Consider the following 23,705-nt stretch of genomic DNA (forward strand, 5'->3'; position numbering starts at 1 on the left):
GCGAAGTCGCTACGTTGGAAAATATGATCCGGCGGATCACTCAACGCGAACTGCGGAACGACATGCCGGAAATCGTGCGTGCTCTCGAAGCCGGCCACGGCTTTGTTCTCACGCGTAATGGCACGCCGATCGCCGACATCGTTCCGCACGACCAGAAACCGGCCTTCGTTCCGCTCGGCCGGCTGGTCGAGCTCCTCGGTGACCTTCCGCCGGAAGATCCTGATCGGTTCTTCGCGGAAATCGACCGCGTGGCCGGCCCCTGATCCTCGCCGTGGCGACGCTGGTGAAGGTGGTCGCTCTCTACCGATCAGGGCGCCAAGCTGTCCAGAAGTCCTTGGTAGGCCTCCTGAATCCGCCCGGCGCTGGTGTGCACCAAGACCGCCTTCGGTCGCGTCGCGACGAGGTCCACGAGCCTGTCGTACATCGCCGCGAGCTGTCCGGGCCCGCCCAGCATCTCGTGCGCCTCGACGTGTTCGGGCTCGGTCGCGGCGCGGGTGCGCTCGGCGAACCGCCGGAGCGCGTTGTCCTTGGTGTCGAAGAGGACGATCTCGTGGAACTCCGCGGCCGTTTCCCCGGCAAGCGTTTCCAGCCGTTCGAGGAAATCGGCGCGGCCGAGGAACTGCGGGACGATCACGTCGTGACCCGCGAGCAGATGGGTCCGCGCGGCGCTCACGGCGAGGTCGCGGGCGAGCGGTCCGGCTTTCGCGGGGTCGTCTCGCCAGGCGCCGAGCAGGCCGCGGACGCGGTCGATGTCGAGGTTCAACGTCAGCGGATGGTCTTCGGCGTAGCGCCGCGCCAGCGTCGACTTTCCGCAGGCAGGCGGGCCGTTGAGCACGATGAGACGCGGCATCAGGCGTTGCGCCGCAGCAGGTGTCCGACGGCCGTCGCGCTCAGCAGCAGGACGGCGACCGACGCCACCGCGGCCACCGTGAACGGGACGGCCAGTGGTTCTTCCGAGGTCAGGGCGCGCAGCAGCGGGTTGGCCAGCGGCAGCCATTTCACCAGGAGCACGGCCGCGAGCGCGAAGATCGCCGCCAAGACCGACCAGCCGATGCGCGGGACCAGCAGCCGCGAACAGGGCAGCCCGATCGCGATCCCGAACAGCGCGCACAGCGCGTGTGCCGCGGCGCCGAGAGCGAGGGCGCCGATCGGGAAACCGCCGGAGCGGAGGCCCGACCAGGCCAGCGTCACGACGATCAGCGCCGCGGCGCAGCCGAAGACGGCCAGCGTGGCACCGCCGAGCACCGATCGCCAACGCCGGGCGTGACTGAAGGTCACCAGCCGCTGGACCGGGTCTTCGACGTCGAGCATCGCGATGGTCAGCCAGCACGAGACCACCAGCAGAGAACCCGCGCTGATCCCGTACTGCGGCAGCAGCGGCGACTTCGGATCCGTGTAGAGCACGGTGTTGACCGCGAGGTAGGCGAGGATCGCGGGCAGGTAGCGCTGGGAATGCCCGAGCAGCGCGAGGTAATAACGGGTCATGGCGAGCACGGCGCCACCTCCCGGACCGAGAAGCCGCGGTTGAGCGCGCGCAGCAGGACCGCGTCCGTGTGCCCGGCTTCGACGGTCAAGGTGACTTTCCCGGCTTCGGCCACGGCTTGGCTGACGCCCGGTTCCGCGGACCAGTCGCCGTCGGGCCCGTGCAGGACGATCCTCGTCGCGCCTGCTTCGACGTGGGTCGGCAGGCCGTCGTCCATCCGGTAGACGACGTCGGCGTGGGCGTGCACGACGGCCGCGCGGTGATCGGTGAAGACCACGCTCGCGCCCCGTTCCTTGGTCTCGGCGACGAGTTCGCCGAGCACCGTGTGGGCTTCGACGTCGAGCCCGGACCAGGGCTCGTCGAGGATCAGCAGTTCCGGCTCGGCGAGGACCGCCTGCGCGAGACCGACTTTCTGGGCGTTGCCCTTGGACAGGGTCCGCAGGGGCGCGTCCGGCCCGCCGACCAGCGCCAGCCGGTCCAGCAACGGATCGATTGCCGACAAGTCGACATGACCGTCGATGCGGGCCATATGCCGCAGGTAAGCCCGGGCGCTCATCCGCTGCCCTGCCGGGAAGCGGTCCGGCAGGTAGCCGACCCGCGGGCTGCCCACGACGTTCCCCGAAGTCACCCGGGAAAGCGCCGCGAGGATCCTGAGCAGCGTCGACTTCCCCGAACCGTTGGAGCCGAGGACGCCGACCACGCGACCCGCCGGGATGTCGAGGTCGACGTCGGCGAGCACGGGTTCGCCGCGGCCGTAGCGCTTACCGACTCCTTCGAGCCGGATCAGCGAAGTCACGCAGCAGCGGCCTTCTGCAGCGCGCGGGTCTCCTGTTCGAGTTCGTTGACCCTGGCGTCGGGGACCGGGTGCCCGGCCGAGGCCATCCAGTTCGCCAGCATCCGGTGCCCACCCTGGGTGAGCACGGATTCGGGGTGGAACTGGACGCCTTCGAGCGGCAGCTCGCGGTGACGCATGCCCATCACGACACCGGACTCGGTGCGGCCTGTGATCTCGAACACGGCGCCGTCGATGGTTTCGGGCAAAACGGTCAGCGAGTGGTACCGCGTGGCGGTGAATTCCGAGGGGAGCCCGGCGAGCACTCCGTCGCCCGAATGGTGGACTTGACTGGTCTTGCCGTGCAGCAGTTCCGGGGCGCGGTCGACGGTGGCGCCGAAGACGACGCCGAGGGCCTGATGGCCGAGGCAGACGCCGAGCATCGGGATGCGCTTGTCGGCGCATTCACGGATGACGTCCATGCTCTGACCAGCGCGTTCCGGGGTTCCGGGGCCGGGAGAGACGAGAACCGCGTCGAACTCGCCGAGCTTGTCGAGCTCCACCACGTCGTTACGCCAGACGGTGCAGTCGGCGCCGAGCTGGGCCAGGTACTGGACCAGGTTGTAGACAAAACTGTCGTAGTTGTCGACGACGAGCACGCGCATGAAGCCAGCTTAGCGGCTCCCAGCAGGTGGACCGTACGCCAGATCACAATGATTGTTAGGGCTACCTAACTTACCGTGGTAGGAGTGAGCCGTTCTCTTCGTGTAGCCATCGTGGGTGCCGGTCCGGCCGGCATCTACGCCGCCGACATCCTCGACAAGTCCGACGCCGACGTGACGATCGACCTGTTCGAGCGCATGCCGGCGCCGTTCGGGCTGATCCGGTACGGCGTCGCGCCCGACCACCCCCGGATCAAGGGCATCGTCACCGCCCTGCACAAGGTCCTCGACAAGCCGAACATCCGGCTGCTGGGCAACGTCGACTACGGGACCGACCTGAAGCTCGACGACCTGCGCCAGTTCTACGACGCGGTGATCTTCTCGACCGGCGCGATGGCCGACCGGGCGCTCGACATCCCCGGGATCGACCTCGACGGCAGCTACGGCGCCGCCGACTTCGTCTCCTGGTACGACGGGCACCCGGACGTGCCGCGCACCTGGCCGCTGAACGCGACCTCGGTCGCGGTCCTCGGGGTCGGGAACGTGGCGCTCGACGTGGCACGGATCCTCGCGAAGACCGCCGACGAGCTGCTCAGCACCGACATCCCGGACAACGTCTACCAGGGGCTGAAGGCCAGCCCGGTCACCGACGTGCACGTGTTCGGCCGTCGCGGCCCGGCGCAGGCGAAGTTCACGCCGCTGGAGCTGCGCGAGCTGGACCACTCGCCGAACGTCGAGGTCATCGTCTACCCCGAGGACATCGAGTTCGACGAGGGCAGCATCGCCGCGCTGCGGGCGTCGAAGCAGATCGACATGGTCGTGAAGACGCTGCAGGAGTGGGCGATCCGCGACCAGGGCGACCGGCCGAAGCGGCTGCACCTGCACTTCCTGCACTCGCCGTGCGAGATCGTCGGCGAGGACGGCAAGGTGACCGGGCTGCGGACCGAGCGCACCGAACTGACCGGTGACGGCAACGTGCGCGGCACCGGCGAGTTCCACGACTGGGACGTCCAGGCCGTCTACCGCGCGGTGGGTTACCTGTCGTCGCATCTGCCGGAGATCCCGTTCGACCACACCACCGGCACCGTGCCGAACCAGGCGGGCCGGGTGCTGGACATCGACGAGGAGCAGGTGCCGGGCGTCTACGTGACCGGCTGGATCAAGCGTGGTCCGGTCGGCCTCATCGGTCACACCAAGGGCGACGCGGCCGAAACGATCGCGAGCCTGCTGGCCGACGCCGACAATCTCACGGCCCCGGCCGTCGAGGACCCCGACGCGATCCTCGGTTTCCTGACCGAACGCGGCGTTCCCTTCACCACCTGGGAAGGCTGGGGCAAGCTCGACGCCCACGAGAAGTCGCTGGGCGCCCCGCACGGCCGGGAACGCGTGAAGGTCGTGGAACGCGACGAGATGACCCGCATCTCGCGCTCCTGAACCCTGTCCGTGAAGGCCTCCTTCCCTACTCTCAAGGTAGGGAAGGAGGCCTTCACGGCGTTCCCAGGTAGGCCAGGACGGCCAGGACCCGGCGGTTCGTGTCGTCCGAGGCGACGATGCCGAGCTTCGCGAAGATGTTCGCGGTGTGCTTCCCCACCGCGCCCTCGCTGAAGTGCAGCCGCGAAGCGATGGCGGCGTTGGAGCAGCCCTCCGCCATCAGCCCGAGCACCTCGCGTTCGCGCGGGGTCAGCGCGGAAAGGGGGTCGGAAGCGTTGCCCGCCACCAGTTTCGCGATCACTTCGGGATCCATCGCGGTCCCGCCGCCCGCCACCCGCCGCACCGCGTCGATGAACTGGTCCGCGTTGAACACGCGGTCCTTCAGCAGATAGCCGATCGCGCCGGCGCCGTCGGCGAGCAGCTCACGCGCGTAGAGCTGCTCGACGTGTTGTGACAGAACGAGAATCGGCAACCCGGGGATGTCTCGCCGTACGGCCAGCGCGACCTGAAGTCCTTCGTCGGTGAGTGTCGGCGGCATCCGGACGTCGACGACCGAGACATCGGGCCGGTGCGTACGCAGCGCCCGGTCCAGCTCCGGCCCGGTGCCCACCGCCTCGACGACGTCGAAACCGTGCGCGGTCAGCAAATGCGTCAAGCCGTCTCGGAGGAGGTACTGGTCCTCGGCGACGACGCATCGGGGTCGAGCTGGCACGGGAGCTCCATGATCGCCTTCGTCGGCCCGCCGGGCGGGCTGGTCAAGGCAAAACTACCGTCGAAGGCGCCCAGCCTGCGTTCGATCCCGCGAATCCCGCTCCCCCGGGCCGGGTTCGCGCCGCCCTTGCCGTCGTCGGTCACCTCGATCCGCAACAGACCGTCGTCGTAGGCCAGTTCGATCGACACGCGCCGCGCCTCGCCGTGTTTCGCCGCGTTGCCCAGCAACTCGCTGACCGCGAAGTACGCGCACGCCTCGGCGGGCTGCTCAAGCCGAGGCAGGACGCCGTTCACCGACGCCCGCAGCGGACTGTCCAGCGCCATCGCCCGCACCGCGTCACCGAGTCCCCGCTCGGACAACACCGGCGGGTGAATCCCGCGCACCAGCAGCCGCAATTCGGTCAACGTCTCGGACGACGTCTGCCGCAGCTCGGCCGCCAGCCTTTTCGCCGCGGCCGGGTCGCTGTCGATCAGAGCTTCGACCGCGCCCAGCTTCATCCCCATCGCGACCAGCCGCGACTGGACACCGTCGTGCAGGTCGCGCTCGATACGCCGCAGCTCGGCGGCCTGCGCGACCGACGCGTCGGTCCGCGTCTGCTTCAGCCGTTCGACACGCTGCGCCAGCCGCGAAGCCTCTGTCGGCCCGAGAAGCAGCTTCGCGAAGCGCGCTCCCGAGCGGGCCAGCCACGGCGTCGCGAGTAGTCCGGCGATGATCGCAGCCACCGCGACAGGAGTCAGCGCGAGCGCTTGCCCGAACGGCCGCGAGATCCAAAGGGCGGCCAAGCCCCCCATACCGCCGAACACCAGTGCCGCCGTCGGCACCACCATCAGCAGCAACACCACCGAGTCGACCACCGCGGCCGCCAGATCGCGCCAGGTCGCCCGGTCTCGTATGACCCAGCGCAAGCGCGCCAGCCGCGCCGGCCACCAAGGTGTGTCGTACAGCTGCCGTCCGTACTGGTACATCCCGTCCGGCCGGGGGACGGGGAACGGCGGCTCCGGCAGATACGGCCGGTCGATCCGCACCCCGGTCCAGGTCTTGGCCTCGCGGCGCAGGGTGTCGGTCACCGTGCGACCGGCGACGACCATCGTCGGGAACAGCGGCGACGGCCAGATCAGGCTGAGCAGCGTCGGGATCGCCATCCCCAGTTGCGCGACCGAAAGCGCGAACAGGCCCAGCTGGAACCCCAGTGCCTTCGACCCGCTTCTCACCCAGCCGTCCCCGGCGCGAGCCGGGCGGGGTCCGAGCCACCAGCGCGTCCACTTCCCGTACAGCCGGAGCGCGCGCGGCCCGGTCAGCAGGACCGCGGGCACCAGCAGCAGGCCCGCGACCGGATTCCACAGCTGCCAGCCGAGGTCGCGGCCGGTCGCGGGATCGTCGGAGATCCACTCGAACCGTTTGGTCCACTTGATGAACCACGACCGCTTGAACAGGCTGTTCCCGTCGCGGTACCAGCCGTCGCGCTCGCGTTCCGGTTCCGGCGGCGCCGGCCGGTAAGGCGGTTCGACGTCGACACCGCACCAGCGCCCGGCCAGCCGCCTGGTGAGCGCGGCGCGCGGACGCGTCCCTTCGAGCGCCAGCGTGTAGGCGAAGACCAGGCCGACACAGAGCAGGCAGAAACCCACCAGTTCGAGCAGCAGGTCGAGCCAGCTCACCAGCGCCAAGCCCGCGAGCGCGAAGCCCCGGCGCACAGAGGTGAGGTAGGTGCGGATCATGCGGCGAAGTCTTCCCCACCGGCCCGGCCCGGCACAGTGACCGCAGGCCCCCGATCAGGGTGGGTCCAGCCCCACCCCGGTTGTGGGTTCAGCGCCATTCTGGCCAAGTCCGTTGCGCCATAACGTTTTTCGCATGCCACTCATCGAAGTCAGCAACCTCCGCAAGACGTACGGGGAGCACGTCGCGGTCGACGACGTTTCGTTCCACGTGGAACAGGGCGAGATCTTCGGGATCCTCGGGACCAACGGCGCGGGCAAGACCACCACGGTCGAATGCCTCCAGGGACTGCGGACGCCGGACTCCGGCACCATGTCGGTCCTCGGTCTCGACCCCGGCAAGGACCACACCGCGCTGCGGCAGCGCCTCGGCTCGCAGCTCCAGGAGAGCCGCCTGCCGGACAAGATCAAGGTCCACGAGGCGCTCGACCTCTACGCGTCCTTCTACGCGAATCCCGCCGACACCGGCGACCTGCTCGCGAAGCTGGGTCTCACCGGGCAGCGGGACCAGTACTTCGGCAAGCTTTCCGGCGGCCAGAAGCAGCGCGTCTCGATCGCGCTCGCGCTGGTCGGCCGCCCCGAGGTCGCCGTCCTCGACGAGCTGACCACCGGACTGGACCCGCACGCCCGCCGCGACACCTGGAAGCTCGTCGAGACCGTGCGCGACGCCGGCGTCACCGTCCTGCTCGTCACGCATTTCATGGACGAGGCCGAACGCCTCTGCGACCGCCTCGCGATCTTCGACGCCGGCCGCGTGGTCGCCACCGGCACCCCGGCCGCACTCCGCGACCGCGCCGGCAAATCCACTTTGGACGAGGCCTTCGTGACCCTGACCGGCCGCGACTGATCCGAGGAGACGGAAATGAACACGCTCGCCAAGATCACCCTCACCGAAACGAAACTCGCTCTCCGCACACCCGGCTTCGTCCTCGGCGGGCTGCTCCTGCCGACGGCCATCACGGCCGTGCTCGGGGCGATCCCCGGCATACGCGCGGAGAGCGGAACGACGACCGGGATGCGCTTCCTCGACGCCTGGGTGCCGTCGATGATCGTGCTGACCATGGCCATGATGGGCCTGCAGGCGATCCCCGGGATCATCGCCTCGTACCGCGAACAGGGCATCCTCCGCCGCTTTGCCACCACCCCGGTGCACCCGGCCCAGCTGCTGGTGGCGCAGCTGATCATCAACGTCACCGTGACGATCGGCGGGGTCGGCATCCTCCTCGTGACGGCGGGCGCGGTCTTCGACGTCCCCAGCCCGCGTCACCCGCTCGGCTTCCTGCTGACGTTCGTCCTCGGCACGACCGCGATCTTCGGCCTCGGCCTGATCGCGGCGGCGGTCGCCAAGACCAGCCGCGCCGCGGGCGGGATCGCGTTGATCGCCTACGTCCCGGTCATGTTCCTCGGCGGCGTCTGGCTGCCGCGCCCGTTGCTGCCGGAGGTCGTCCGGGACATCGGCGCGTACGTCCCGCCAGGGGTGAAGGCCCTCGAAGACGCCTGGACCGGCACTGGCGCGCAGCCGCTGCAACTCGCCGTTCTGGCGGCTTTCGCGGTGGGCAGTTGTGTCGTGGCGGCGAAGCTCTTTCGCTGGGAGTGACGGCCGCTTCCGCCAAAGTGGTGATGATGATCGTTTTCTCTTGTGGCTTGGCCCGCGGGTGAGTAGTCAGGAAGACGGCCCACGTTCACTGTGTCTCTCTCGGAGGTCCGATGTCTCTGGATGTATCGCCCGCGCTGCTGGAGAAGGCCGAGCGCGGGGAGGTCTCCGACGCCGAGTTCGTCGCCTGTGTCCGGGAATCCCTGCCCTACGCCTGGACCGTGATCACCGGTGTCATCGCGGAGGCCGAAGGCGCGGCCGACGGGTTCGCCGACAACGAGACGCCGCCGCCGAGCGAGGCCGAACGCGGCCAGCTGCTGCGGGCGCTGGCCTCGGACTCCATCCGCGGCGGACTGGAACGGCACTTCGGGGTGAAGCTGGCGTTCCAGAACTGCCACCGCGTCGCCGCGTTCAAACCGTCCCAAGTGGACAGTGACCGCTACCGTGCGTTCATCTCGGTGCGCGGCCAGCTGCTGAACCAGAGCCCCGAACTCCGCGACTGCTAGCCCCTCCGCAGCACGGGCAGGACCTCTTCCCCGATCCGCGCGATGTTCTCGAGCGTTCCCTCCGGCGTACCGGACGCTTCCACCATCATGATCACGTGGGAGACCCCGGTACGCCGGATGCTCGTTCCCAGCCGGTCGACGCAGTACTCCACGCCGCCGATCGGGTGCATCTCGCACAGCTTGTCGGTGTAGGAGACCGGGTCCTTGTCCAGCCCCCGCTTGCCGTCGAGGTACACATGTCCCGCGAATCCCTCTTTCAGGGAGCCCGGCAACGCTGAGCGCACGACGTCCAGTGCGTCGTCCCCGACCTGGCACATCACCGTCGAGACGTGTTCGGCGGCGGAATCCCCGTACGCGGCAAGGGTTTCGATCTTGCCGTCGTCGTCGGTGTGCAGCCCGAGCAGCATCGGCAGCCCGCGATCGGCGGCGATCCGGACCGCGCGCGAGCCGGCATCGCCGCAGGCCACGACCATGCGTGGCGCGCGCTCCGGCCGCGGCACCATCGGCACCTCGCGGAAGTCGAAGTGCTCCCCCTTGGCCGAGACGATCTTCGAGGTCATCGCCGTGAGCAGCAGGTCGAGGCTCTCCTCGAACCCGGTTTCGTAGCGGGCCGCGCCGGTGCCGAAGACCTCCAGGTCCTGCCACGGCCCGCCCCGGCCGACGCCGATCCGCAGCCGGCCGCCGGAGACCGCGTCGAGCAGCGACCACTGTTCGGCCAGCGCCACCGGATGCGCGACCGACAGCACGCTCACCGCGGTGCCGACGGCGATCCGCTCGGTGCGGCCGAGCACGTGCGCGGCGAGGGTGATCGCGGACGGGCAGACGCCGTACGGCATGAAGTGGTGCTCGGCGAACCAGACGTCGTCGAACCCGGCCCGTTCCGCGGCGATGGCGGCGTCGACCGACCGGCGCAGGACATCGGCGTCCTCCTGCCCCGGAAACCGCCCGGAGACGAGGAAGACGCCGAACCGCGCGTCTACTGGACGCTCACTTCGTTGAACCAGAGCCGTGGCTCCAGCCACGGGAAGACGACGAACATCAGCAGCGCCACGACCCCGAGCGCCAGCACGACCGCCGTCACCAGCTTCACCGCGAAGGGCCCCGGCAGCTTGCGCCAGATCCAGCCGTACATCAGCGCGCCTCCGAGATCTTGGGCAGGAGTTCGGCGTAGGTGCCGACCTGGTTCTTCGGCACCTGCTGAGCCAGCACCGCGTGGATGATGAGCCGTTCCTTCGCCGAGAACTTCGGGTGACACGTCGTCAGCGTGAGCAGCGAGACCTGGTCGGCCTTCGGCAGGATGTCCGGGTCCTTGTACGGCACCGGGTTCACCGTGTCGCCCTTGGTCGGGAACACGATGCGGCGGCCGTTGGTCTCGCCGTAGGCGCCGCCGTCGACGGCGTTCGGGTCGCGCAGGGTGCCGACGTTCTTGCACTTCGGCTGCGCGCCCTTGCCCGCCGCCCAGCCTTCGACCTCGTCCTTGTACGGCAGCACCTTGTAGATGTAGAAGTCGGTCTGCGTCTCGATGATGATCTGGTCGCACGAGCTGAGGTTGTCCAGGTCGTTGAACGGCGCGCCCTTGCCGACCCGGTGGCCGGCGATGGCGAAGTTGCCCGGCTCGCCCGGCAGCGCCGTGCCCTTGTAGTGGCCGGGGCCGACTTCGAGCGCGGCCTCGGTGGTGCCTTCCTGGATGGTGAAGTTGAAGTCGGCGCCGAACACCGGGATGTGGATCCTGGCGAACGCCTTCCCGTCGACCAGGTCCGGATGCAGCTGCCGGTCCTTGCCCCACTCGCCGTCCAGCTCCGAACTGGCCTCGGACTGCTTGTTCGCGGAGAAGAGGTCGGTCACGTAGACCTCGTAGACCATGAACAGCAGCACCACGAGGCCCGCGGTGATGAGGAGCTCGCCAACGGTCCGGATGGCGGCGCCGCCCTTGCCAAGTTCGCGCGGCGGACGTTCTTCGGTCGCGGTGCCACCGCCGACCGGTTCGAAGATGACGGTCTCCTCGGTCGACCCCGGCGGAGGCGCGGGACGACGTCGAGGCGGCGGCGCGTCCGTCCGGCGGCGCGGCGGCGGCCCGTCGTACGCCCTGCCCTCCGGCGGCCTCCGGCGAGGCACCGGCGCCGCTCCTTGGGCACGACGGGGCGGAATCGCGTCCTCCGGCCTACGCCGGGGGGCCGGACGGCCTCCGCCGGGGGGTCGTTCGGGGTGGCGCCGTCGGTCCCCACCCGGCTCTTCCCGCTCAGCCACGCAAGCTCCTCAGTCTCGAACCAAGCCGCAGTGTCGAACCAGCACAATGTCGAACCGTGTGTGACACCAGTGTCACAGTGCGGGAAATCGACCGGTCCCGGACGGTGCCCAGCGGCGCTCGTTTACGTTAACGTGTGCACGTGGCGCTGGTTGCGCACCCGAAAGCGGGTCATCGCCACCAGGGAAGCCGAACAGTACGCGAGGAACACGATGCCGAAGTCCAAGGTCCGCAAGAAGACGGCGTACACCCCGCCGACCGACCGCCGCACGCCGGTGAAGGTCAAGGCGGCGGGCCCGTCGAACCTGTTCTACAAGATCGTGATGTTCGGCCTCATGTTGATCGGTCTGTTATGGCTGGTCGTCAACTACATCGCGGGCGACAAGATCCCCTTCATGGCGGATCTGGGCAACACGAACTTCGCCATCGGTTTCGCCCTGATGATCGCCGGGTTGCTCATGACGATGCGGTGGCGGTGAGCATTACCCCGGATGGCGGCTTGACGCCTAATTACACCGGTGTGACTCATCCCCAGTGTGGATAACCCCTGTGGATAACTACCCCACCTCTTGGGCGCCGCAGCAGAACGTTGTGGTAGTGGCCTGGCTGATCACCCTGTTTTTGCTGGCAGGCGTGCTGTGGCTGGCCTTCGGCGGCGACGTCGGCGGCACCGTCCTGACCGGGGTGGCGATGCTGTCCGTGGGCGCCCTCGCGCTGCACGGCACCCTGCTCCGTCCCCGGCTGGCCGCCGGACCCGACGGAATCCTGGCCAGGACCGTCGGCGGAGCGCACCGCTACTCCTGGTCCGAAGCCCGGCTGCGGGTACGCACGACGCGACGGCTCGGCCGGGACAATCTGACCCTCGAGGTCGAATCCGGCGAACACCTGCTGGTGTTCGGCCGGATCGACCTCGGCGAGGACCCCAGGGACGTCCTGGACGTCCTCACCGCCCTCAAGGGTCAGGCGTTGTCGTAGTAGTGGACGTCGCCGTTCGGACCGTGTGACCAGCCCGGGACGGCCGGGCCGACCGCGGGCGGCGCGTACTCCCCGAAGATCTCGTACGGCGCGGCCGGCGAGCAGATCGGGTTGACCTTGACGACGCAGTTCCGCAGCGAACCGCTGAACTTCGCCTTGACGTGGCGAGGCCGCTGGTCCTCGACCACGGCCGAACCCGCGGTGATCTCCCAGCCGGTGGCCGCGCCCGGCCCCGTCGTGCCGACGGTCTGCGTCGCCGCCGACGAAGTCACGCCGGGGTCGCCGAAGCAGATTTTCAACGCCGAATCGACGTAGGCGACACGCAGGGTGATCGTGCTGCCCGAGCCGAGGAAATAGCGTTTGGTGTAGGTGTGACAGGTCTCGGCGGCTTGCCCCGCCTGTGCGACCGAAGGTGCCAGAGCCGTGGCCAGCGCGGCGACGGCGACGAGAACTGCTGTTTTCCGGATCTTCATCTCAACCCCCAAGTTGATGATGTCAATGATCAACTCGAAGGTACCCGGATCAGTTGCTTCTCCACCGGGTAATCGGATGACCCACTCGGGGGAACCGGGACTACTCCGGGTAACAGACGTACGTGGGCGCGCCCCGACTGGTGGTGAGCTCGCAGGACGCGGAAATCGTCTGCGAGTCCTTCCAGGCGATGAGCCCGATCATCGCCACCACGACGATCGCGATCCCGCCGAGCTGCCACTTCAGCCGGTTCTTGTCCGGGGCGTACAGCAGCGCGAAGGTGACCAGGAGCCCGGCGACGAAACCACCGGCGTGCCCGAGGATGGAGATACCGGGCACCTGGAACGTGATGAAGACGTTCAGGCCGAGGATCACCAGCAGCCAGGTCGGATTGAGCCTGAGCTTGATGACGATGACCGTGTACGCGCCGATGAGCCCGAAGATGGCCCCGGACGCGCCGACCACCGGGACGGCGTCGAGGCCGGCGAACACGAGGTTCGCGGCCGAACCGCCGAGCATGGAGACGAAGTAGAGCACCGTGAACGGCACGCGGCCGAGCGCGGTCTCCAGCGGACGGCCGACGAACCACAGCGAGAACGCGTTGCTCGCGATGTGCAGCAGGCCGTACTGGAGGAAGCCCGAGGTGACGACGCGCCACCATTCGTCGCCGGCCAGCGTCGCCGGATTCCACAGCTGGCCGAACTGGAACAGCTCGGAGAAGTTGTTGTTCGCGAGGCTGCCGGACTGGGCGACCGTCACGAAGAAGATGATGACGTTGAGCGCCAGGAGGACAGGCGTCACGACAGCCGTCTGAACGGGCTGGGCGCCCGCGAGCGTGCGCGCGCCGTACCCGGCGTCGCGGTACTGCTTCTGCTGGACGCGATCCTGCTGGCGCCCGGCCTGGACGCAGTCCGTGCACTGGAAGCCCACGGCGGCTTCGCGCAGGCAATCCGGGCAGGCCGGACGACCGCAGCGTGAACAGCTCAGCCCGGTCTGCCGGTTCGGGTGCCACCAGCAGCCGGGCATGGCGGCCTGCTGGTACTGGGGATTCGGTGGTTGGCTCACGATGCCACCAACCTACCGAAATCCCCAGTGACAGGCTCTGTGATCAGCGGCTGATGCTGACCTTCTCGATGACGATGTCCTGCAGCGGACGGTCGGCCGGACCGGTCGCCGTGCGGCCGATCGCGTCGACGACGTCGCGGGAAGCCTGGTCCGCGACCTCGCCGAAGATGGTGTGCTTGAAGTTCAGGTGCGTCGTCGGCGCGACGGTGATGAAGAACTGCGAGCCGTTGGTGCCGGGTCCGGCGTTGGCCATGGCCAGCAGGTACGGCTTGGAGAACTGGAGCTCCGGGTGGAACTCGTCGCCGAACTTGTAGCCGGGACCGCCGCGGCCGGTGCCGGTCGGGTCGCCGCCCTGCAGCATGAAACCGTCGATGACGCGGTGGAAGATCGACCCGTCGTAGAACGGGCCCGAGTTCGTGCCCTGCGCGTTGGGCTGGGTGTACTCCTTGCTGCCCTCGGCGAGCCCGACGAAGTTCGCGACCGTCTTCGGCGCGTGGTCGGGGAACAGGTTCAGGTTGATGTCACCCTGGTTGGTGTGCAGAGTGGCCTTCAGCGCGCCACCAATGAGGGATCCCTTGCTTTCAGTCACGAGCTTCATCGTGCCATCTGCGGCAAGATCTGGGGAAAAGGGGCACGATAGGTTACAAGCAACGAAGCAGAATCAAAACGATTGATGAGGTGAAGGCCATGACCCGGGCCGCAGATTCGGTGAGCGAGTCGGCGAAGGCCGGCGCGCTCGGCCTGCGCAAACGTGCCGTCGAGGCGGGTAAGGAAGCCACCGCCCACGCCGTAGAGGTAGCCGAGCAGAAGCTCTCCGAGAGCGCCGGTGAGATCGCTAAGACCAGCCGTCGCGCGCGCAAGAAGCTCGCGAAGAAGACGGAGCTGACCCGCAAGGAGCTCAAGCGCAGCTCCAAGGCGGCTCGCAAGGAGGCGCTGGCCAGGATTTCCGAGATGCGGAAGCCGGGCCGCAAGGCGCGCAAGGCCGCCATCCAGGCCGCGAAGTCCGCCGGTGAGTCCAAGCGCCGGGGCAAGAAGGACTTCAAGGCCGCGAAGAAGGACTTCAAGGCCGCGCTCGTCGAGGCGAAGTCCGCGGCCAAGGGGACGCGCAAGCGTCGCCGCTGGCCGTGGGTGATCGGTATCGCCGTCGTCGGTGCCGGTGCCGCCTACGCGCTGCGTTCCAAGCAGGAGCCGCCGGTCGCGCCCGCGCCGCCGAAGGCTCCGCCCGCTCCTCCGGCGAAGCCCGCCGCTCCGGCGGCGGCCGCTCCGAAACCCGCTCCGGCGAAGCCTGCCGCCCCCGCGAAGCCCGCTGCTTCCGGTCCGGCCGCGGGTTCGGCTGGGGGTTCGGGTGCGGCCAAGCCCGCGGCGCCGAAGAACGGGCACCAGGCTTCGAACGCCTCCGCCGACAAGAAGAACTGACGCTTCACCCTTATCTGCTATCGCGAAACGGGTCGCCCAGGACCACAGTCCGGTCCTGGGCGGCCCTTTCACGTTCCGGTGACGAGTTCGTAGCCCGCTTCTTCGACGGCGGCGCGGACATCGGTGATGTCGAGGTCCTGGTCGCTGGACACGGTGACCGTGCCGTCGTCGACGTCCACCGCCACGGCGGTGACGCCCGCGATGGTCTCGATCTCCTCGGTGACGAAACCCGCGCAGTGCCCGCAGGCCATTCCGCGCACGGTGTAGGTGCGCGCGCTCATGTCGCCGGCACGGTGCGGGTGAGCGTGTGTCCCCGGCGCATCCGGCCGTCGGGGGTGAACTCCCCGAAGAAATAGACCTCCATCGTGAGGTCCTTGCCGCGATTCGTCACGTACAGGGTGCTCCGCGCGGCGATCCGGTCGCCGTCCGCCACGGCCTCGTGTACTTCCATCCGCCCCGTGGGCCGGTTCTTGCGGACCGGGCGGGTGTGCGCGATGAGCTTCTCCCGGTCCATCCGGTGCCCGTCGGCGAACTGCACGATGTCCGGCGTGTGATGGCGGTCGACGATCACGCCCGCGTCTTCGTCGCTGTTCACGAGCTCGTCGTGGAAGGACGCGTGGAAATCCGCGATGAACTTCTTCGGATCGGTGCCGTGGAAGGGCGTCATGGTGCTCCCCAAGCCGCATGAACTAGCTCTTACACGGTGTAAGATATCCACGGGGCACTAGCCTTGACAAGCTGTAAGCATTACGAAGGGGCGCCGTCGCCTCGACGTGATGTCGAGAGCGGACGGCGCCCCTTCGGTTGTTCGGCTCAGCGCGTGGCTGAACGGGTCACGCGTTCGCGGCGTGCTTGTCGATCAACTGGCCGAGGCGGGGAAGGGCCTCCTCGACGTTCTTCTTGCCGTTCGGGCGCAGCTTCGAGTAGACCTTCTTGATGCTGTCGCGGCTGCTCTTCTCGGCGCGCGAGTCGGTCACCGACAGGAGCGCGTCCGAAGCCTCGTCGCTGCGGCTGACCAGGTAGGCACCGAAGTCGTTGCCACCCTTGGCCTTGTAGTCGCCGTAGAAGGGCTCAAGGGCCACGGTGAAGTCGTCGAGCAGGGTGTCGACGGCGGCGGGGATGATGCCCGGCTTGATCTTCTTGACGGCGGCGAAGCCGGTCTTCACGACGGCACCCGAAACGCCGCCCTTGTCCGAGACCTCGGCGTCGACGAGACCTTCGAAGTCGCTCACGACCGCCGGGCGACGGCTGGAGTCGAGCAAGATTTCCTTGAGGGTGTCAGCCACGAAACCTGTCCTTTTGTCTTATGGGGAGAAATGATCTTTTGTGCCGCCGAGCCACACCGCAAGGCGGCCTCCGCCGGATCTGGCGCCCGCGCTGGTCCCGCGAAACCTCGCGCGTGCGGCACAGGGTAGTACAAGATCAACTTCACTCTGACGTGTGGATACCACTACCTAGAGCTTCAGCTCACCGATAGCCTCCTTCGCCACCGTACGTGCTTTGATGCTCTGCTTCTGGTTGGTGGTCACGACTACCGCGTTCCCACCTTTCGCGACGGCGTAAACGGCGCCTTCGCCGGAAGGCTGGTAGCCGCCCTTCCAGCCCGCCGGTTCGTCGGCCGGGTTCGAGGTGTCGATGGGCGCGGCCTGATCCACCAGCGCCTTGGCCACGACGGGTTCGCCGACGTACACGCGCACGGTGAGCTGCAGTTTCCCGCTCAGCGCATAGAAGAAACACGTCGGATGCGGCTGATCGGCCGAGGTCTTGACCTTGGAGACCTTCTGCCCGTTGGCGTCCGAGACGAAATCGTTGCCGAGGTACGGGCACGGGCCCTTGCCGGTGGGTTCCGGGGCGGGCGGGATGCTGGGCGCCGCGGTACTCGACGGCGCGGGCGAACTCGCCGCGGGCGGCGGCTGTTCCGTCGGCCCGCAGGCCGCCAGCAGCGGCACGACGAGCGGCAAGATCAGAAGACGTCGCATAGTGGCGTCCAGTGAAGCAGATCGCCGTTTTCGTGCGACGATGGCGCTGCGCGAGGAGTCTTCGGGAGGGTCAGTGCTCAGCAAGGAGCAGTACCTGGGTGCGGTGGCAGAGCGTATCCAGCGCAGCGGCGGCAGGCTGAACACCGTCCAGATCGGCCCGAGCGCGGCCGTCGTGGGCCTGTTCACCGAGTCCGTGATGATGTCGACGATGAACTACTGCGTGGTCGCCGCGGCGATCCCGGAGATCACCGCGCCCGCGTTGTACGACTTCACCAGGCTGGCGACGCAGCACGCGCGCGCGAACGTGATGGGCACGGTCGGCTGGACGGCCGCTTCGGTGGTCATCGCCGGGCTGATCGGCGACCGCGTGTACCCGGACGCCGCGCAGGCCGCGTCGGCGAAGTCCGGCAACCAGTTCGGCGGCGAGACGCGCATGGTGGCCGTCGACGTTTCGGCGGCGCAGATGTACGCGTTCGTCGGCGGGAAGCTGTGGGGCGCGGCGGTGCAGGGTTCGGTGAACGCGAAGCTGACGTTCTGTTTCCCGCAGCCCGCCGAGGTCTATCAGCAGGTGCAGTGGGCGCAGTCGCAGGGCCAGCAGCCGCCCATGCCGCCGGGGCCGCCTCAGCCGCCGCCCGGTCAGCAGCCGCCTCCCGGCTGGCAGCCGCAGCAGCCCCCGCCCCAGCCGCAGTACCCGGTCGGGCCGCCGCCCGCGCAGGGTCCGCCGCCGGGGCAGCATCCGCCGCACTATCCGCCGCCCGCGCCCGGTTATCCGCCGCAGCGTCCGCCGGGGTACTGATGAACCGCACGTTGCGCGGCTGGCCGTCGTTCCCCGAGGAACTTCCGGACTTCGACACCGAGGCCGCACCGGCGACCCCGCGCGAGCTTTTCCTGGAATGGCTCGAGGAAGCGGGCGAACACGTGCTTGCGCCGCACGCGGTCACTCTGTCCACAGTGGACGACGAGGGTGTACCGGACGCGCGGGTGGTGATCCTCAAGGACGTCGACGGGGACACCTGGGCGGTCGCGACGAGTTCCGAAAGCCCGAAAGGTGTTCAGCTGGCGAAGAATCCGTTCGCCGCGCTGACCTTCTTCTGGCCGGGGCGAGGCCGTCAGGTGCGCCTGCGCGGCCCGGTCTCGCCCGCCGACCCCGAGGTGTCCGCCGCCGATTTCACCGCCAGGCCACCGGCTTCCCAGGTGGAGGCGTTCATCGGCAGGCAGTCCCAGGTGCTCGAAGATCCGGCCGATCTCGACCGCGCGGCCGCGGAAGCCGAGCGCTGGGTCGCCGAGAATCCCGGCGTGGCACCGGAAACCTGGACCCGCTACCTGGTGACGCCGTCCGAAGTGGAGTTCTGGCAGGCGAGCCACGACCGGCGGCACAAGCGGCTCCGCTACCGGCGCGAGAACGGAAGCTGGCGCAAAGAGCGCCTCTGGCCGTAAACGGTAACTGGGAACGACGATCGTCGGGTTGTCGTGGATGATTCACCTCGGCGACGGTGAACGCCACCTTGTCCCCAGATCGTTCGGAGGCGAAATGTCCACACGCCGTCGCATCGGGGCGCCTTGGCCGCCACCGGGCTCGCCCTGCTGGCCGTCACGACGCCCGTCGCGAGCGCCCAGACCGGCGACCCGGCGAGAGGGCTGTACTCGGTGGAGGGCGCGTCCACGCCGGACAAACGCACCGCGGTCGCCCGTACCGGCGTCGACGTCGCGGGCTCGCGCGGCGGCGCGCTCACGGTCGTCGCCACCCCGGGGCAGGCCGCGGCCCTGCGCGCGAACGGCTTCGGCCTCAAGTCGCTCGGTGACTTCGACAGCATGCTGAAGCAGCGGAGCGCCCGTGCGGGCACCGCGGCGGTCGCGGGTGACTTCCCGCCGGGCGACGAGGCGTACCACACCTACGCCGAAACGACCGCTGAGCTGCAGAAGGCGGCGAAGGACCACGGCGACATCGCGACGCTGTCCAGCATCGGCAAGTCCCACGAGGGCCGTGAGCTGAACCTGCTGAAGATCAGCGACAACGCGGGCACGGACGAGAACGAGCCCGAGGTCCTGTTCACCTGCAACCAGCACGCGCGCGAACACCTCACCACCGAGATGTGCCTGCGGATCGTCCAGCGGTTCACCAGCGGCTACGCGACCGACGCGGCCATCAAGAAGATGGTCGACGAGCACGAGATCTACGTGATCCCGAACGTCAACCCGGACGGCTCCGAGTACGACATCACCGGCGGCGAGTACCAGGGCTGGCGCAAGACGCGGAAGCCCGTGCCGGGCAGCAACGCGATCGGCACCGACCCGAACCGCAACTGGGACTACAAGTGGAACTGTTGCGGCGGGTCGAGCAACAGCCCATCCGCCGAGGACTACCACGGACCGTCGGCCTTCTCCGAGCCCGAGACCAAGGCGGTCGCGGACTTCGTCGACTCCCGCGTGGTCGGCGGCGCGCAGCAGATCAAAACGCACATCGACTTCCACACCTTCTCGGAACTGGTGCTCTGGCCGTACGGCTACACGAAGGCCGACACCGACACGGGCCTGAACGAAGAGGAAGCGAAGCGTTTCGCCGACGTCGGCAAGCAGATGGCCGCCACCAACGGCTACACGCCGGAGCAGTCCAGCGATCTGTACGTCACCGACGGCGACGTCAACGACTGGGCGTGGGGCAAGCACAAGATCCTCAGTTACACCTTCGAGATGTACCCGAAGGACGGCGGGATCGACGGCTTCTACCCGCCCGCTTCGGTGATCCCGGAGCAGACCGCCCGCAACGACAAGGCGGTCGACATCCTGATCAACGAGGCGAAAGCCTGAGATCGGCCACTCGCGACGCCCGGCTCTTCGGCGAATCCAAGCTGAAGCTTCGGGCGTCGCCCAGCTGGTCACGGACGAATTCCTCGGTTCGCGCGATCGTCTCGCGCAGTGCGGCGTCCTCGTCGCCGAAGAACCGGTGGACGATCTTGCCCGTCTCGGTGTCGAACTCCCAAAGGCCGGCGATGCGGCCCCGGTCGACGATGACGTGACTCGGCGGATCCGCCTGCCCACCCAGCGTCTCCCCCGCCCGGCCTCCGGGTACCGGCCGTTCGACGTCGGCGTCGGCGAGCAGCCGCGACATCTCACGGTGCAGCAGGTGGATGCCGTCGATCCCGGCGAACAGCGCGTACGACGGCTCGGACGGCACGGTGAACGCGGCGAACTCGTCGGCGATCTCCTTGGGCAGCAAGAGATCGGTGCCGTCGAGCGACACTAGTTCCAGCTGTTCCGCGATCTTCTTCGCACTGGCCGCGGTGAAACCGGAGAACCAGCGGAAATGCTTCAGCGACGCCGGGGCGGCCCACGAGAAGTACCGCCGGGCGAGTTCGGTCCGCGCGGTGTCCATATCGGACAGTCCGCCGCGCGGGGATGGCGTCCACCGGACGTAGCCGTAGCGCTGCTGGTCCAGCCGTCCGTTGACGGGGACCCGGCGGATTTCACCGCGGGCTTGGAGCAGGCCGAGCGCGAGCGGCAACGTCGTGGTGGTGCCGCGTTTGCGGCCCGCTTCCCCGAGGTTGCGCACCGCGGCTCCGGCGGCGTCCTTGATCGCGGCCGGGGCGAGCGGTTCGCCGGAGCCGTCGAGCAGATCGGCGACGACGACGCACAGCTGCTCGATCTCGGCCTGCGTGACGCCGAGGTACTTCTCCGCGGCCGCGAGCTCACCGGCGGGCGCCGCGGCCCCGACGGTCAGGCCGAGTTCGAAATCCGCCGACGGCAGGACGTACGTGCAGCCGCGCGCCGAAGGCAGTTCATGGATGGCGAGCCGCGCGACGTCCGCGTCGACCGTCTCGCGATCGAGACCGGCTCTGGCGAACAGCCCGAGATAGGGCGCCGATCCGCCGACCGAGCGCATCCAGCCGGTCCGCTCCAGCACCTCGGCCGCCGACGACCCGTGCAGCGTTCCGTCGAGCCCCTGCCGATGTGCCCACCACGCGCGCAGCTTGTCGGTCGCCATGACTCCACGGTAGGCGGCACCCCGCGGCCTGGCAGGATGACCGGATGCTGGTCGAACTGGCCATCGGCGACGCGTACGGAGGCTCCTTCGAGCACGCGTACCCGGGCTTCGTGGCCGAGCACAACACGCTGACCGGTTACGTGCCGCATCACGGGCAGCCCGGCGCCCCGGCCGGTCGCTACACCGACGACACGCAGATGACGATCGCGATCGCCGAAGTGCTCGTGTCGGGACGGCGTTGGACGCCGCTGCTGCTCGCCGAGCAGTTCGTGCGGGCCTACCACCGCGATCCGCACGACGGCTACGCGCCGCGTTTCCATCAGCTGCTCAGCGAGGTCCGCGACGGCGAAGAGCTGCTACGGCGGCTCCAGCCGCAGAGCGACAAGAGCGGGGCGGCCATGCGCGCCGGGCCGATCGGGCTCCTGCCGACCGTCGACGACGTCCTCTACCACGCGAAACTGCAGGCCAGGATCACCCACGACACCCCCGCCGGGATCGCCGCGGCGCAGGCGGCCGCGCTGGCCGTGCACTACTGCCACCATCGGGTGGGCCCGCTCGCCGAGGTCGCGAGGTGGATCGACGGGATCCTTCCGGAGGACGTCGGGCACGGCGGCTGGGCGCTGCCGTGGTCGGGCAAGGTCGGGCCGCAGGGCTGGATGAGCGTGCGCGCCGCGCTGACCACCCTCGTGACCGGCCGGAGCCTGAGCGGGATGCTCCACTCCGCCGTCGCGCTCACCGGTGACGTCGACACCGTCGCGACGATCGCGCTGGCCGCCGCGTCGCGCTCGCCCGAGGTGGCCCAGGATCTGCCGCCGGCACTGTGGCGCGACCTGGAGAACGGCGAATTCGGCCGCGACTATCTGGCCGCGCTCGACGAGCGGCTGCTGCACATCTGACGTAGGCGGACTCCACGCGACGCGGACGCGCGCGCCGTCCGGTTTCGGCAGACTGAGCGGGTGAAGTGGCTGATCAGGAGCGGGGCCGTCGCCGCTTGGCTCGCGGTGAGCGCGCTGCTCGTCGTCGGCACGGCGAACCTGGAGCCCGGCCCCGGGGAACGCCCGGTCGACGCGTTCGGCTTCGCCGTCGTCGCGCTCGCTTGTCTCGCGCTCGCCGCCGCGTGGCGGCTCCCGGCGGCCACGGCCGGGACGGAGGCGTTTGCGCTGCTGCTCTACCTGGGGTTCGGCTATCCCGACGGTCCGGTGTTGTTCGCCGGTCTCGTGCCGCTGTTCGCGCTCGGAACCCTTCGCCCGCGGCGGCTCGCGTACGCCGTCGCGGGCGGTATGGCGGTAATAGTCGTCGGCGCGAACTTGACCACCGGCGGGGCGGGCGTCCTCGATCTGGTCTTCGTCGGCTGGGCAGGCTTCGCGGTCTTCGCGGCCGACGCGCTCCGAGCGCGGCGTGAGCGGGCCGCGGCCGCCGAACGGGCGGAACGCGATCGCGTCCTCGGCGAGCGGCTGCGCATCGCCCAGGATCTGCACGACAGCGTCGGCCACGCGATGGCGGTCATCAACGTCCAGTCGGGAATGGCCGAGCACGTGATCGACGATCACCCGGAAGTGGCGAAGGAAGCGCTTGGTGTCGTCCGCACGGTCAGCGGCACGATTCTTGACGAACTGAACGCGATGGTGCGGCTGCTGCGTGAAGACTCGGCCCCGCTCCGGCCGGCGCCGGGCGTGGCGGACATTCCCGCGCTGGTCGCGTCGGCGAACCAGGCGGGCCTGGCCGTCACGCTGGACCTCGACGCTCCAGGTATCGGGCAGCCGGTCGGCGGCGCGGTGTACCGGATCCTCCAGGAATCCCTCACGAACGCCGCGAAACACGGCGCGCCGTCCGCCGAGGTGACGGTGCGAGCCGACGAGAGCGGCGTGCGGCTCGACGTGTTCAACGAGGTCCGCGCGCCTGGCCCGGATGTTCCCGGTGCCGGAATCAGCGGAATGGGTGAACGCGCCAGGGCGACCGGCGGCACACTGAGCGCGGGCCGCGAGAGCGGGAGGTTCCGGGTGAGCGCGCGATGGCCGTGATCAGGGTGGTGCTCGCCGACGACCAGCTGCTCGTGCGGTCCGGGTTCGCGGCGCTGCTCCGGGCGGAAGCCGGGATCACCGTGGTGGGGGAAGCGGACGACAGCGAGACGGCGGTCGCCGTCGTCGCGGAAACCGTGCCCGACGTCGTGCTGATGGACATCCGGATGCCGGGGACGGACGGGCTGGAGGCCACCCGCCGGATCATGGCGGACGAACGGCTGTCCGGTGTCCGCGTCCTCATGCTGACGACGTTCGACCTCGACGAATACGTCTTCGACGCGCTGCGCGCCGGAGCGAGCGGCTTCCTGCTCAAGCACACCAGGCCCGTCGATCTGATCCAGGCGGTCCGCGTCGTGGCGGTGGGGGACGCACTCCTCTCTCCGAGCGTGACCAGGCGCCTGATCGCGGAATTCGCCACCCGGCCGTCACCGGCGCGTCCCCGTGCCGACGGCTCGGCGTTCACCGAACGAGAGCACGAAGTCGTCCTTCGCGTCGCGCAAGGGATGTCGAACGAGGAGATCGCGCGGGAGTTCGTGATCAGCGCGGCGACCGTGCGGACCCACGTCAGCCGGGCGATGACCAAGGTCCACGCCCGCGACCGGGCCCAGCTGGTGGTTTTCGCCTACCAGAGCGGGATGGTGCGCGCCTGACGTAGCCGCCGATCCCCACACCGGCACGA

31 protein-coding genes are annotated in these 23,705 nt (G+C 69.0%); 14 read left to right on the plus strand and 17 right to left on the minus strand.

Annotated features, from left to right (window positions below; all coding sequences use genetic code 11):
- Nucleotides 1-23 precede the first annotated feature (23 nt).
- On the plus strand, nt 24-263 hold the full coding sequence (locus ACXIZN_RS33320) for a type II toxin-antitoxin system Phd/YefM family antitoxin (protein WP_457958958.1): 240 nt from the start codon (nt 24-26) through the stop codon (nt 261-263).
- Between the two features lie 44 nt (nt 264-307).
- Here ACXIZN_RS33320 and ACXIZN_RS33325 read toward each other — a convergent pair whose 3' ends face one another.
- From ACXIZN_RS33325 to ACXIZN_RS33340, 4 genes are read right to left on the minus strand one after another with little or no spacing between them, the layout of a single operon-like run.
- On the minus strand, nt 308-850 hold the full coding sequence (locus ACXIZN_RS33325) for an AAA family ATPase (RefSeq protein ID WP_457958959.1): 543 nt from the start codon (nt 848-850) through the stop codon (nt 308-310).
- Complete coding sequence (locus ACXIZN_RS33330; protein WP_457958960.1) at nt 850-1,494, minus strand: hypothetical protein; 645 nt, start codon at nt 1,492-1,494, stop codon at nt 850-852. The genes ACXIZN_RS33325 and ACXIZN_RS33330 overlap by 1 nt, the downstream gene beginning before the upstream one ends.
- Nucleotides 1,482-2,279: an ATP-binding cassette domain-containing protein gene (locus ACXIZN_RS33335; protein WP_457958961.1), complete on the minus strand. Its 798-nt coding sequence runs from the start codon at nt 2,277-2,279 to the stop codon at nt 1,482-1,484. The genes ACXIZN_RS33330 and ACXIZN_RS33335 overlap by 13 nt, the downstream gene beginning before the upstream one ends.
- Nucleotides 2,276-2,920, minus strand: a complete 645-nt coding sequence (locus ACXIZN_RS33340) for an aminodeoxychorismate/anthranilate synthase component II (RefSeq protein ID WP_457958962.1) — start codon at nt 2,918-2,920, stop codon at nt 2,276-2,278. Before ACXIZN_RS33340 ends, ACXIZN_RS33335 begins: the two co-directional genes overlap by 4 nt.
- 111 nt (nt 2,921-3,031) lie before the next feature.
- Between ACXIZN_RS33340 and ACXIZN_RS33345 the strand changes: the two genes are divergently transcribed.
- Nucleotides 3,032-4,351, plus strand: a complete 1,320-nt coding sequence (locus tag ACXIZN_RS33345) for an FAD-dependent oxidoreductase (protein WP_457960665.1) — start codon at nt 3,032-3,034, stop codon at nt 4,349-4,351.
- A gap of 52 nt (nt 4,352-4,403) precedes the next feature.
- Here ACXIZN_RS33345 and ACXIZN_RS33350 read toward each other — a convergent pair whose 3' ends face one another.
- A complete protein-coding gene (locus ACXIZN_RS33350) occupies nt 4,404-5,060 on the minus strand; it encodes a response regulator (RefSeq protein WP_126734789.1) in 657 nt (218 codons plus the stop codon).
- The gene (locus tag ACXIZN_RS33355) at nt 5,000-6,775 is read right to left on the minus strand and encodes a sensor histidine kinase (RefSeq protein WP_457958963.1); all 1,776 of its coding nucleotides are present in this window, start codon (nt 6,773-6,775) and stop codon (nt 5,000-5,002) included. The genes ACXIZN_RS33350 and ACXIZN_RS33355 overlap by 61 nt, the downstream gene beginning before the upstream one ends.
- 133 nt (nt 6,776-6,908) lie before the next feature.
- Between ACXIZN_RS33355 and ACXIZN_RS33360 the strand changes: the two genes are divergently transcribed.
- The 3 genes from ACXIZN_RS33360 (at nt 6,909) to ACXIZN_RS33370 (ending at nt 8,872) form a co-directional block, all read left to right on the plus strand.
- On the plus strand, nt 6,909-7,619 hold the full coding sequence (locus ACXIZN_RS33360) for an ABC transporter ATP-binding protein (RefSeq protein WP_457958964.1): 711 nt from the start codon (nt 6,909-6,911) through the stop codon (nt 7,617-7,619).
- A gap of 15 nt (nt 7,620-7,634) precedes the next feature.
- Complete coding sequence (locus ACXIZN_RS33365) at nt 7,635-8,369, plus strand: ABC transporter permease (RefSeq protein WP_457958965.1); 735 nt, start codon at nt 7,635-7,637, stop codon at nt 8,367-8,369.
- A gap of 110 nt (nt 8,370-8,479) precedes the next feature.
- Nucleotides 8,480-8,872, plus strand: coding sequence for an SCO5389 family protein (locus ACXIZN_RS33370; RefSeq protein ID WP_034321968.1), 393 nt, complete (start codon nt 8,480-8,482; stop codon nt 8,870-8,872).
- Here the strand turns inward: ACXIZN_RS33370 and ACXIZN_RS33375 are convergent.
- From ACXIZN_RS33375 to ACXIZN_RS33385, 3 genes are read right to left on the minus strand one after another with little or no spacing between them, the layout of a single operon-like run.
- Nucleotides 8,869-9,894, minus strand: coding sequence for an LLM class flavin-dependent oxidoreductase (locus tag ACXIZN_RS33375; RefSeq protein ID WP_457958966.1), 1,026 nt, complete (start codon nt 9,892-9,894; stop codon nt 8,869-8,871). The two genes, ACXIZN_RS33370 and ACXIZN_RS33375, sit on opposite strands and share 4 nt — an antisense overlap.
- The gene (locus tag ACXIZN_RS33380; protein WP_257483564.1) at nt 9,849-10,004 is read right to left on the minus strand and encodes a hypothetical protein; all 156 of its coding nucleotides are present in this window, start codon (nt 10,002-10,004) and stop codon (nt 9,849-9,851) included. The genes ACXIZN_RS33375 and ACXIZN_RS33380 overlap by 46 nt, the downstream gene beginning before the upstream one ends.
- The gene (locus tag ACXIZN_RS33385; RefSeq protein ID WP_457958967.1) at nt 10,004-11,119 is read right to left on the minus strand and encodes a class E sortase; all 1,116 of its coding nucleotides are present in this window, start codon (nt 11,117-11,119) and stop codon (nt 10,004-10,006) included. The genes ACXIZN_RS33380 and ACXIZN_RS33385 overlap by 1 nt, the downstream gene beginning before the upstream one ends.
- A 210-nt stretch (nt 11,120-11,329) precedes the next feature.
- Here ACXIZN_RS33385 and crgA point away from each other — a divergent pair, with 210 nt between their 5' ends.
- Nucleotides 11,330-11,596 (plus strand): cell division protein CrgA, encoded by a 267-nt coding sequence (gene crgA, locus ACXIZN_RS33390; protein ID WP_126734831.1) that lies wholly within the window; start codon nt 11,330-11,332, stop codon nt 11,594-11,596.
- A 118-nt stretch (nt 11,597-11,714) separates the two neighbouring features.
- On the plus strand, nt 11,715-12,092 hold the full coding sequence (locus ACXIZN_RS33395; protein ID WP_457958968.1) for a PH domain-containing protein: 378 nt from the start codon (nt 11,715-11,717) through the stop codon (nt 12,090-12,092).
- Here the strand turns inward: ACXIZN_RS33395 and ACXIZN_RS33400 are convergent.
- From ACXIZN_RS33400 to ACXIZN_RS33410, 3 genes are all read right to left on the minus strand, one after another.
- Complete coding sequence (locus tag ACXIZN_RS33400) at nt 12,077-12,565, minus strand: hypothetical protein (protein ID WP_457958969.1); 489 nt, start codon at nt 12,563-12,565, stop codon at nt 12,077-12,079. The genes ACXIZN_RS33395 and ACXIZN_RS33400 overlap by 16 nt on opposite strands.
- 100 nt (nt 12,566-12,665) lie before the next feature.
- Nucleotides 12,666-13,628: a rhomboid family intramembrane serine protease gene (locus tag ACXIZN_RS33405; protein ID WP_457958970.1), complete on the minus strand. Its 963-nt coding sequence runs from the start codon at nt 13,626-13,628 to the stop codon at nt 12,666-12,668.
- A 43-nt stretch (nt 13,629-13,671) separates the two neighbouring features.
- On the minus strand, nt 13,672-14,226 hold the full coding sequence (locus ACXIZN_RS33410) for a peptidylprolyl isomerase (RefSeq protein WP_037333946.1): 555 nt from the start codon (nt 14,224-14,226) through the stop codon (nt 13,672-13,674).
- A gap of 89 nt (nt 14,227-14,315) precedes the next feature.
- On the opposite strand from ACXIZN_RS33410, the gene ACXIZN_RS33415 reads away from it, so the two are divergent.
- Nucleotides 14,316-15,044, plus strand: a complete 729-nt coding sequence (locus tag ACXIZN_RS33415) for a hypothetical protein (RefSeq protein WP_457958971.1) — start codon at nt 14,316-14,318, stop codon at nt 15,042-15,044.
- 68 nt (nt 15,045-15,112) lie between these two features.
- On the opposite strand, the gene ACXIZN_RS33420 is transcribed toward ACXIZN_RS33415, so the two are convergent.
- The 4 genes from ACXIZN_RS33420 to ACXIZN_RS33435 form a co-directional block, all read right to left on the minus strand.
- Nucleotides 15,113-15,325, minus strand: a complete 213-nt coding sequence (locus tag ACXIZN_RS33420) for a heavy-metal-associated domain-containing protein (protein ID WP_457958972.1) — start codon at nt 15,323-15,325, stop codon at nt 15,113-15,115.
- Nucleotides 15,322-15,711 carry a nuclear transport factor 2 family protein gene (locus tag ACXIZN_RS33425; RefSeq protein ID WP_457958973.1) on the minus strand — a complete coding sequence of 130 codons (390 nt, stop codon included), beginning with the start codon at nt 15,709-15,711 and terminating at the stop codon, nt 15,322-15,324. Before ACXIZN_RS33425 ends, ACXIZN_RS33420 begins: the two co-directional genes overlap by 4 nt.
- Before the next feature lie 166 nt (nt 15,712-15,877).
- Nucleotides 15,878-16,330, minus strand: a complete 453-nt coding sequence (locus ACXIZN_RS33430; RefSeq protein WP_126734777.1) for a DUF6918 family protein — start codon at nt 16,328-16,330, stop codon at nt 15,878-15,880.
- Nucleotides 16,331-16,498: 168 nt separating this feature from the next.
- The gene (locus ACXIZN_RS33435) at nt 16,499-17,023 is read right to left on the minus strand and encodes a DUF2020 domain-containing protein (RefSeq protein WP_457958974.1); all 525 of its coding nucleotides are present in this window, start codon (nt 17,021-17,023) and stop codon (nt 16,499-16,501) included.
- A 73-nt stretch (nt 17,024-17,096) separates the two neighbouring features.
- Between ACXIZN_RS33435 and ACXIZN_RS33440 the strand changes: the two genes are divergently transcribed.
- From ACXIZN_RS33440 to ACXIZN_RS33450, 3 genes are all read left to right on the plus strand, one after another.
- On the plus strand, nt 17,097-17,819 hold the full coding sequence (locus ACXIZN_RS33440; protein ID WP_457958975.1) for a hypothetical protein: 723 nt from the start codon (nt 17,097-17,099) through the stop codon (nt 17,817-17,819).
- Nucleotides 17,819-18,460 (plus strand): pyridoxine/pyridoxamine 5'-phosphate oxidase, encoded by a 642-nt coding sequence (locus tag ACXIZN_RS33445; protein WP_457958976.1) that lies wholly within the window; start codon nt 17,819-17,821, stop codon nt 18,458-18,460. The genes ACXIZN_RS33440 and ACXIZN_RS33445 overlap by 1 nt, the downstream gene beginning before the upstream one ends.
- Nucleotides 18,461-18,583: 123 nt before the next feature.
- Nucleotides 18,584-19,831: a M14 family metallopeptidase gene (locus tag ACXIZN_RS33450; RefSeq protein WP_457958977.1), complete on the plus strand. Its 1,248-nt coding sequence runs from the start codon at nt 18,584-18,586 to the stop codon at nt 19,829-19,831.
- Here ACXIZN_RS33450 and ACXIZN_RS33455 read toward each other — a convergent pair.
- The gene (locus ACXIZN_RS33455; RefSeq protein ID WP_457958978.1) at nt 19,812-21,005 is read right to left on the minus strand and encodes a DNA glycosylase AlkZ-like family protein; all 1,194 of its coding nucleotides are present in this window, start codon (nt 21,003-21,005) and stop codon (nt 19,812-19,814) included. The two genes, ACXIZN_RS33450 and ACXIZN_RS33455, sit on opposite strands and share 20 nt — an antisense overlap.
- Before the next feature lie 44 nt (nt 21,006-21,049).
- Between ACXIZN_RS33455 and ACXIZN_RS33460 the strand changes: the two genes are divergently transcribed.
- The 3 genes from ACXIZN_RS33460 to ACXIZN_RS33470 are packed head-to-tail and all read left to right on the plus strand — an operon-like array spanning nt 21,050 to nt 23,676.
- Nucleotides 21,050-21,901 (plus strand): ADP-ribosylglycohydrolase family protein, encoded by an 852-nt coding sequence (locus tag ACXIZN_RS33460; RefSeq protein ID WP_457958979.1) that lies wholly within the window; start codon nt 21,050-21,052, stop codon nt 21,899-21,901.
- A 60-nt stretch (nt 21,902-21,961) separates the two neighbouring features.
- Nucleotides 21,962-23,026, plus strand: a complete 1,065-nt coding sequence (locus ACXIZN_RS33465) for a sensor histidine kinase (RefSeq protein WP_457958980.1) — start codon at nt 21,962-21,964, stop codon at nt 23,024-23,026.
- Nucleotides 23,017-23,676 (plus strand): response regulator, encoded by a 660-nt coding sequence (locus ACXIZN_RS33470; protein ID WP_457958981.1) that lies wholly within the window; start codon nt 23,017-23,019, stop codon nt 23,674-23,676. The genes ACXIZN_RS33465 and ACXIZN_RS33470 overlap by 10 nt, the downstream gene beginning before the upstream one ends.
- Nucleotides 23,677-23,705: the final 29 nt, after the last annotated feature.

This window comes from Amycolatopsis sp. TRM77291 (assembly GCF_054166285.1).

What these genes read in the sequence shown, in the direction of transcription:
- ACXIZN_RS33320 (WP_457958958.1), top strand. Translation starts at nt 24, where the DNA reads ATGATCCGGCGGATCACTCAACGCGAACTGCGGAACGACATGCCGGAA.
- ACXIZN_RS33355 (WP_457958963.1), bottom strand. Translation starts at nt 6,775, where the DNA reads ATGATCCGCACCTACCTCACCTCTGTGCGCCGGGGCTTCGCGCTCGCG.
- ACXIZN_RS33380 (WP_257483564.1), bottom strand. Translation starts at nt 10,004, where the DNA reads ATGTACGGCTGGATCTGGCGCAAGCTGCCGGGGCCCTTCGCGGTGAAG.
- ACXIZN_RS33425 (WP_457958973.1), bottom strand. Translation starts at nt 15,711, where the DNA reads ATGACGCCCTTCCACGGCACCGATCCGAAGAAGTTCATCGCGGATTTC.
- ACXIZN_RS33370 (WP_034321968.1), top strand. Translation starts at nt 8,480, where the DNA reads ATGTCTCTGGATGTATCGCCCGCGCTGCTGGAGAAGGCCGAGCGCGGG.
- ACXIZN_RS33445 (WP_457958976.1), top strand. Translation starts at nt 17,819, where the DNA reads ATGAACCGCACGTTGCGCGGCTGGCCGTCGTTCCCCGAGGAACTTCCG.
- crgA (WP_126734831.1), top strand. Translation starts at nt 11,330, where the DNA reads ATGCCGAAGTCCAAGGTCCGCAAGAAGACGGCGTACACCCCGCCGACC.
- ACXIZN_RS33360 (WP_457958964.1), top strand. Translation starts at nt 6,909, where the DNA reads ATGCCACTCATCGAAGTCAGCAACCTCCGCAAGACGTACGGGGAGCAC.
- ACXIZN_RS33435 (WP_457958974.1), bottom strand. Translation starts at nt 17,023, where the DNA reads ATGCGACGTCTTCTGATCTTGCCGCTCGTCGTGCCGCTGCTGGCGGCC.
- ACXIZN_RS33410 (WP_037333946.1), bottom strand. Translation starts at nt 14,226, where the DNA reads ATGAAGCTCGTGACTGAAAGCAAGGGATCCCTCATTGGTGGCGCGCTG.
- ACXIZN_RS33340 (WP_457958962.1), bottom strand. Translation starts at nt 2,920, where the DNA reads ATGCGCGTGCTCGTCGTCGACAACTACGACAGTTTTGTCTACAACCTG.
- ACXIZN_RS33325 (WP_457958959.1), bottom strand. Translation starts at nt 850, where the DNA reads ATGCCGCGTCTCATCGTGCTCAACGGCCCGCCTGCCTGCGGAAAGTCG.
- ACXIZN_RS33460 (WP_457958979.1), top strand. Translation starts at nt 21,050, where the DNA reads ATGCTGGTCGAACTGGCCATCGGCGACGCGTACGGAGGCTCCTTCGAG.
- ACXIZN_RS33365 (WP_457958965.1), top strand. Translation starts at nt 7,635, where the DNA reads ATGAACACGCTCGCCAAGATCACCCTCACCGAAACGAAACTCGCTCTC.
- ACXIZN_RS33420 (WP_457958972.1), bottom strand. Translation starts at nt 15,325, where the DNA reads ATGAGCGCGCGCACCTACACCGTGCGCGGAATGGCCTGCGGGCACTGC.
- ACXIZN_RS33470 (WP_457958981.1), top strand. Translation starts at nt 23,017, where the DNA reads ATGGCCGTGATCAGGGTGGTGCTCGCCGACGACCAGCTGCTCGTGCGG.
- ACXIZN_RS33455 (WP_457958978.1), bottom strand. Translation starts at nt 21,005, where the DNA reads ATGGCGACCGACAAGCTGCGCGCGTGGTGGGCACATCGGCAGGGGCTC.
- ACXIZN_RS33400 (WP_457958969.1), bottom strand. Translation starts at nt 12,565, where the DNA reads ATGAAGATCCGGAAAACAGCAGTTCTCGTCGCCGTCGCCGCGCTGGCC.
- ACXIZN_RS33415 (WP_457958971.1), top strand. Translation starts at nt 14,316, where the DNA reads ATGACCCGGGCCGCAGATTCGGTGAGCGAGTCGGCGAAGGCCGGCGCG.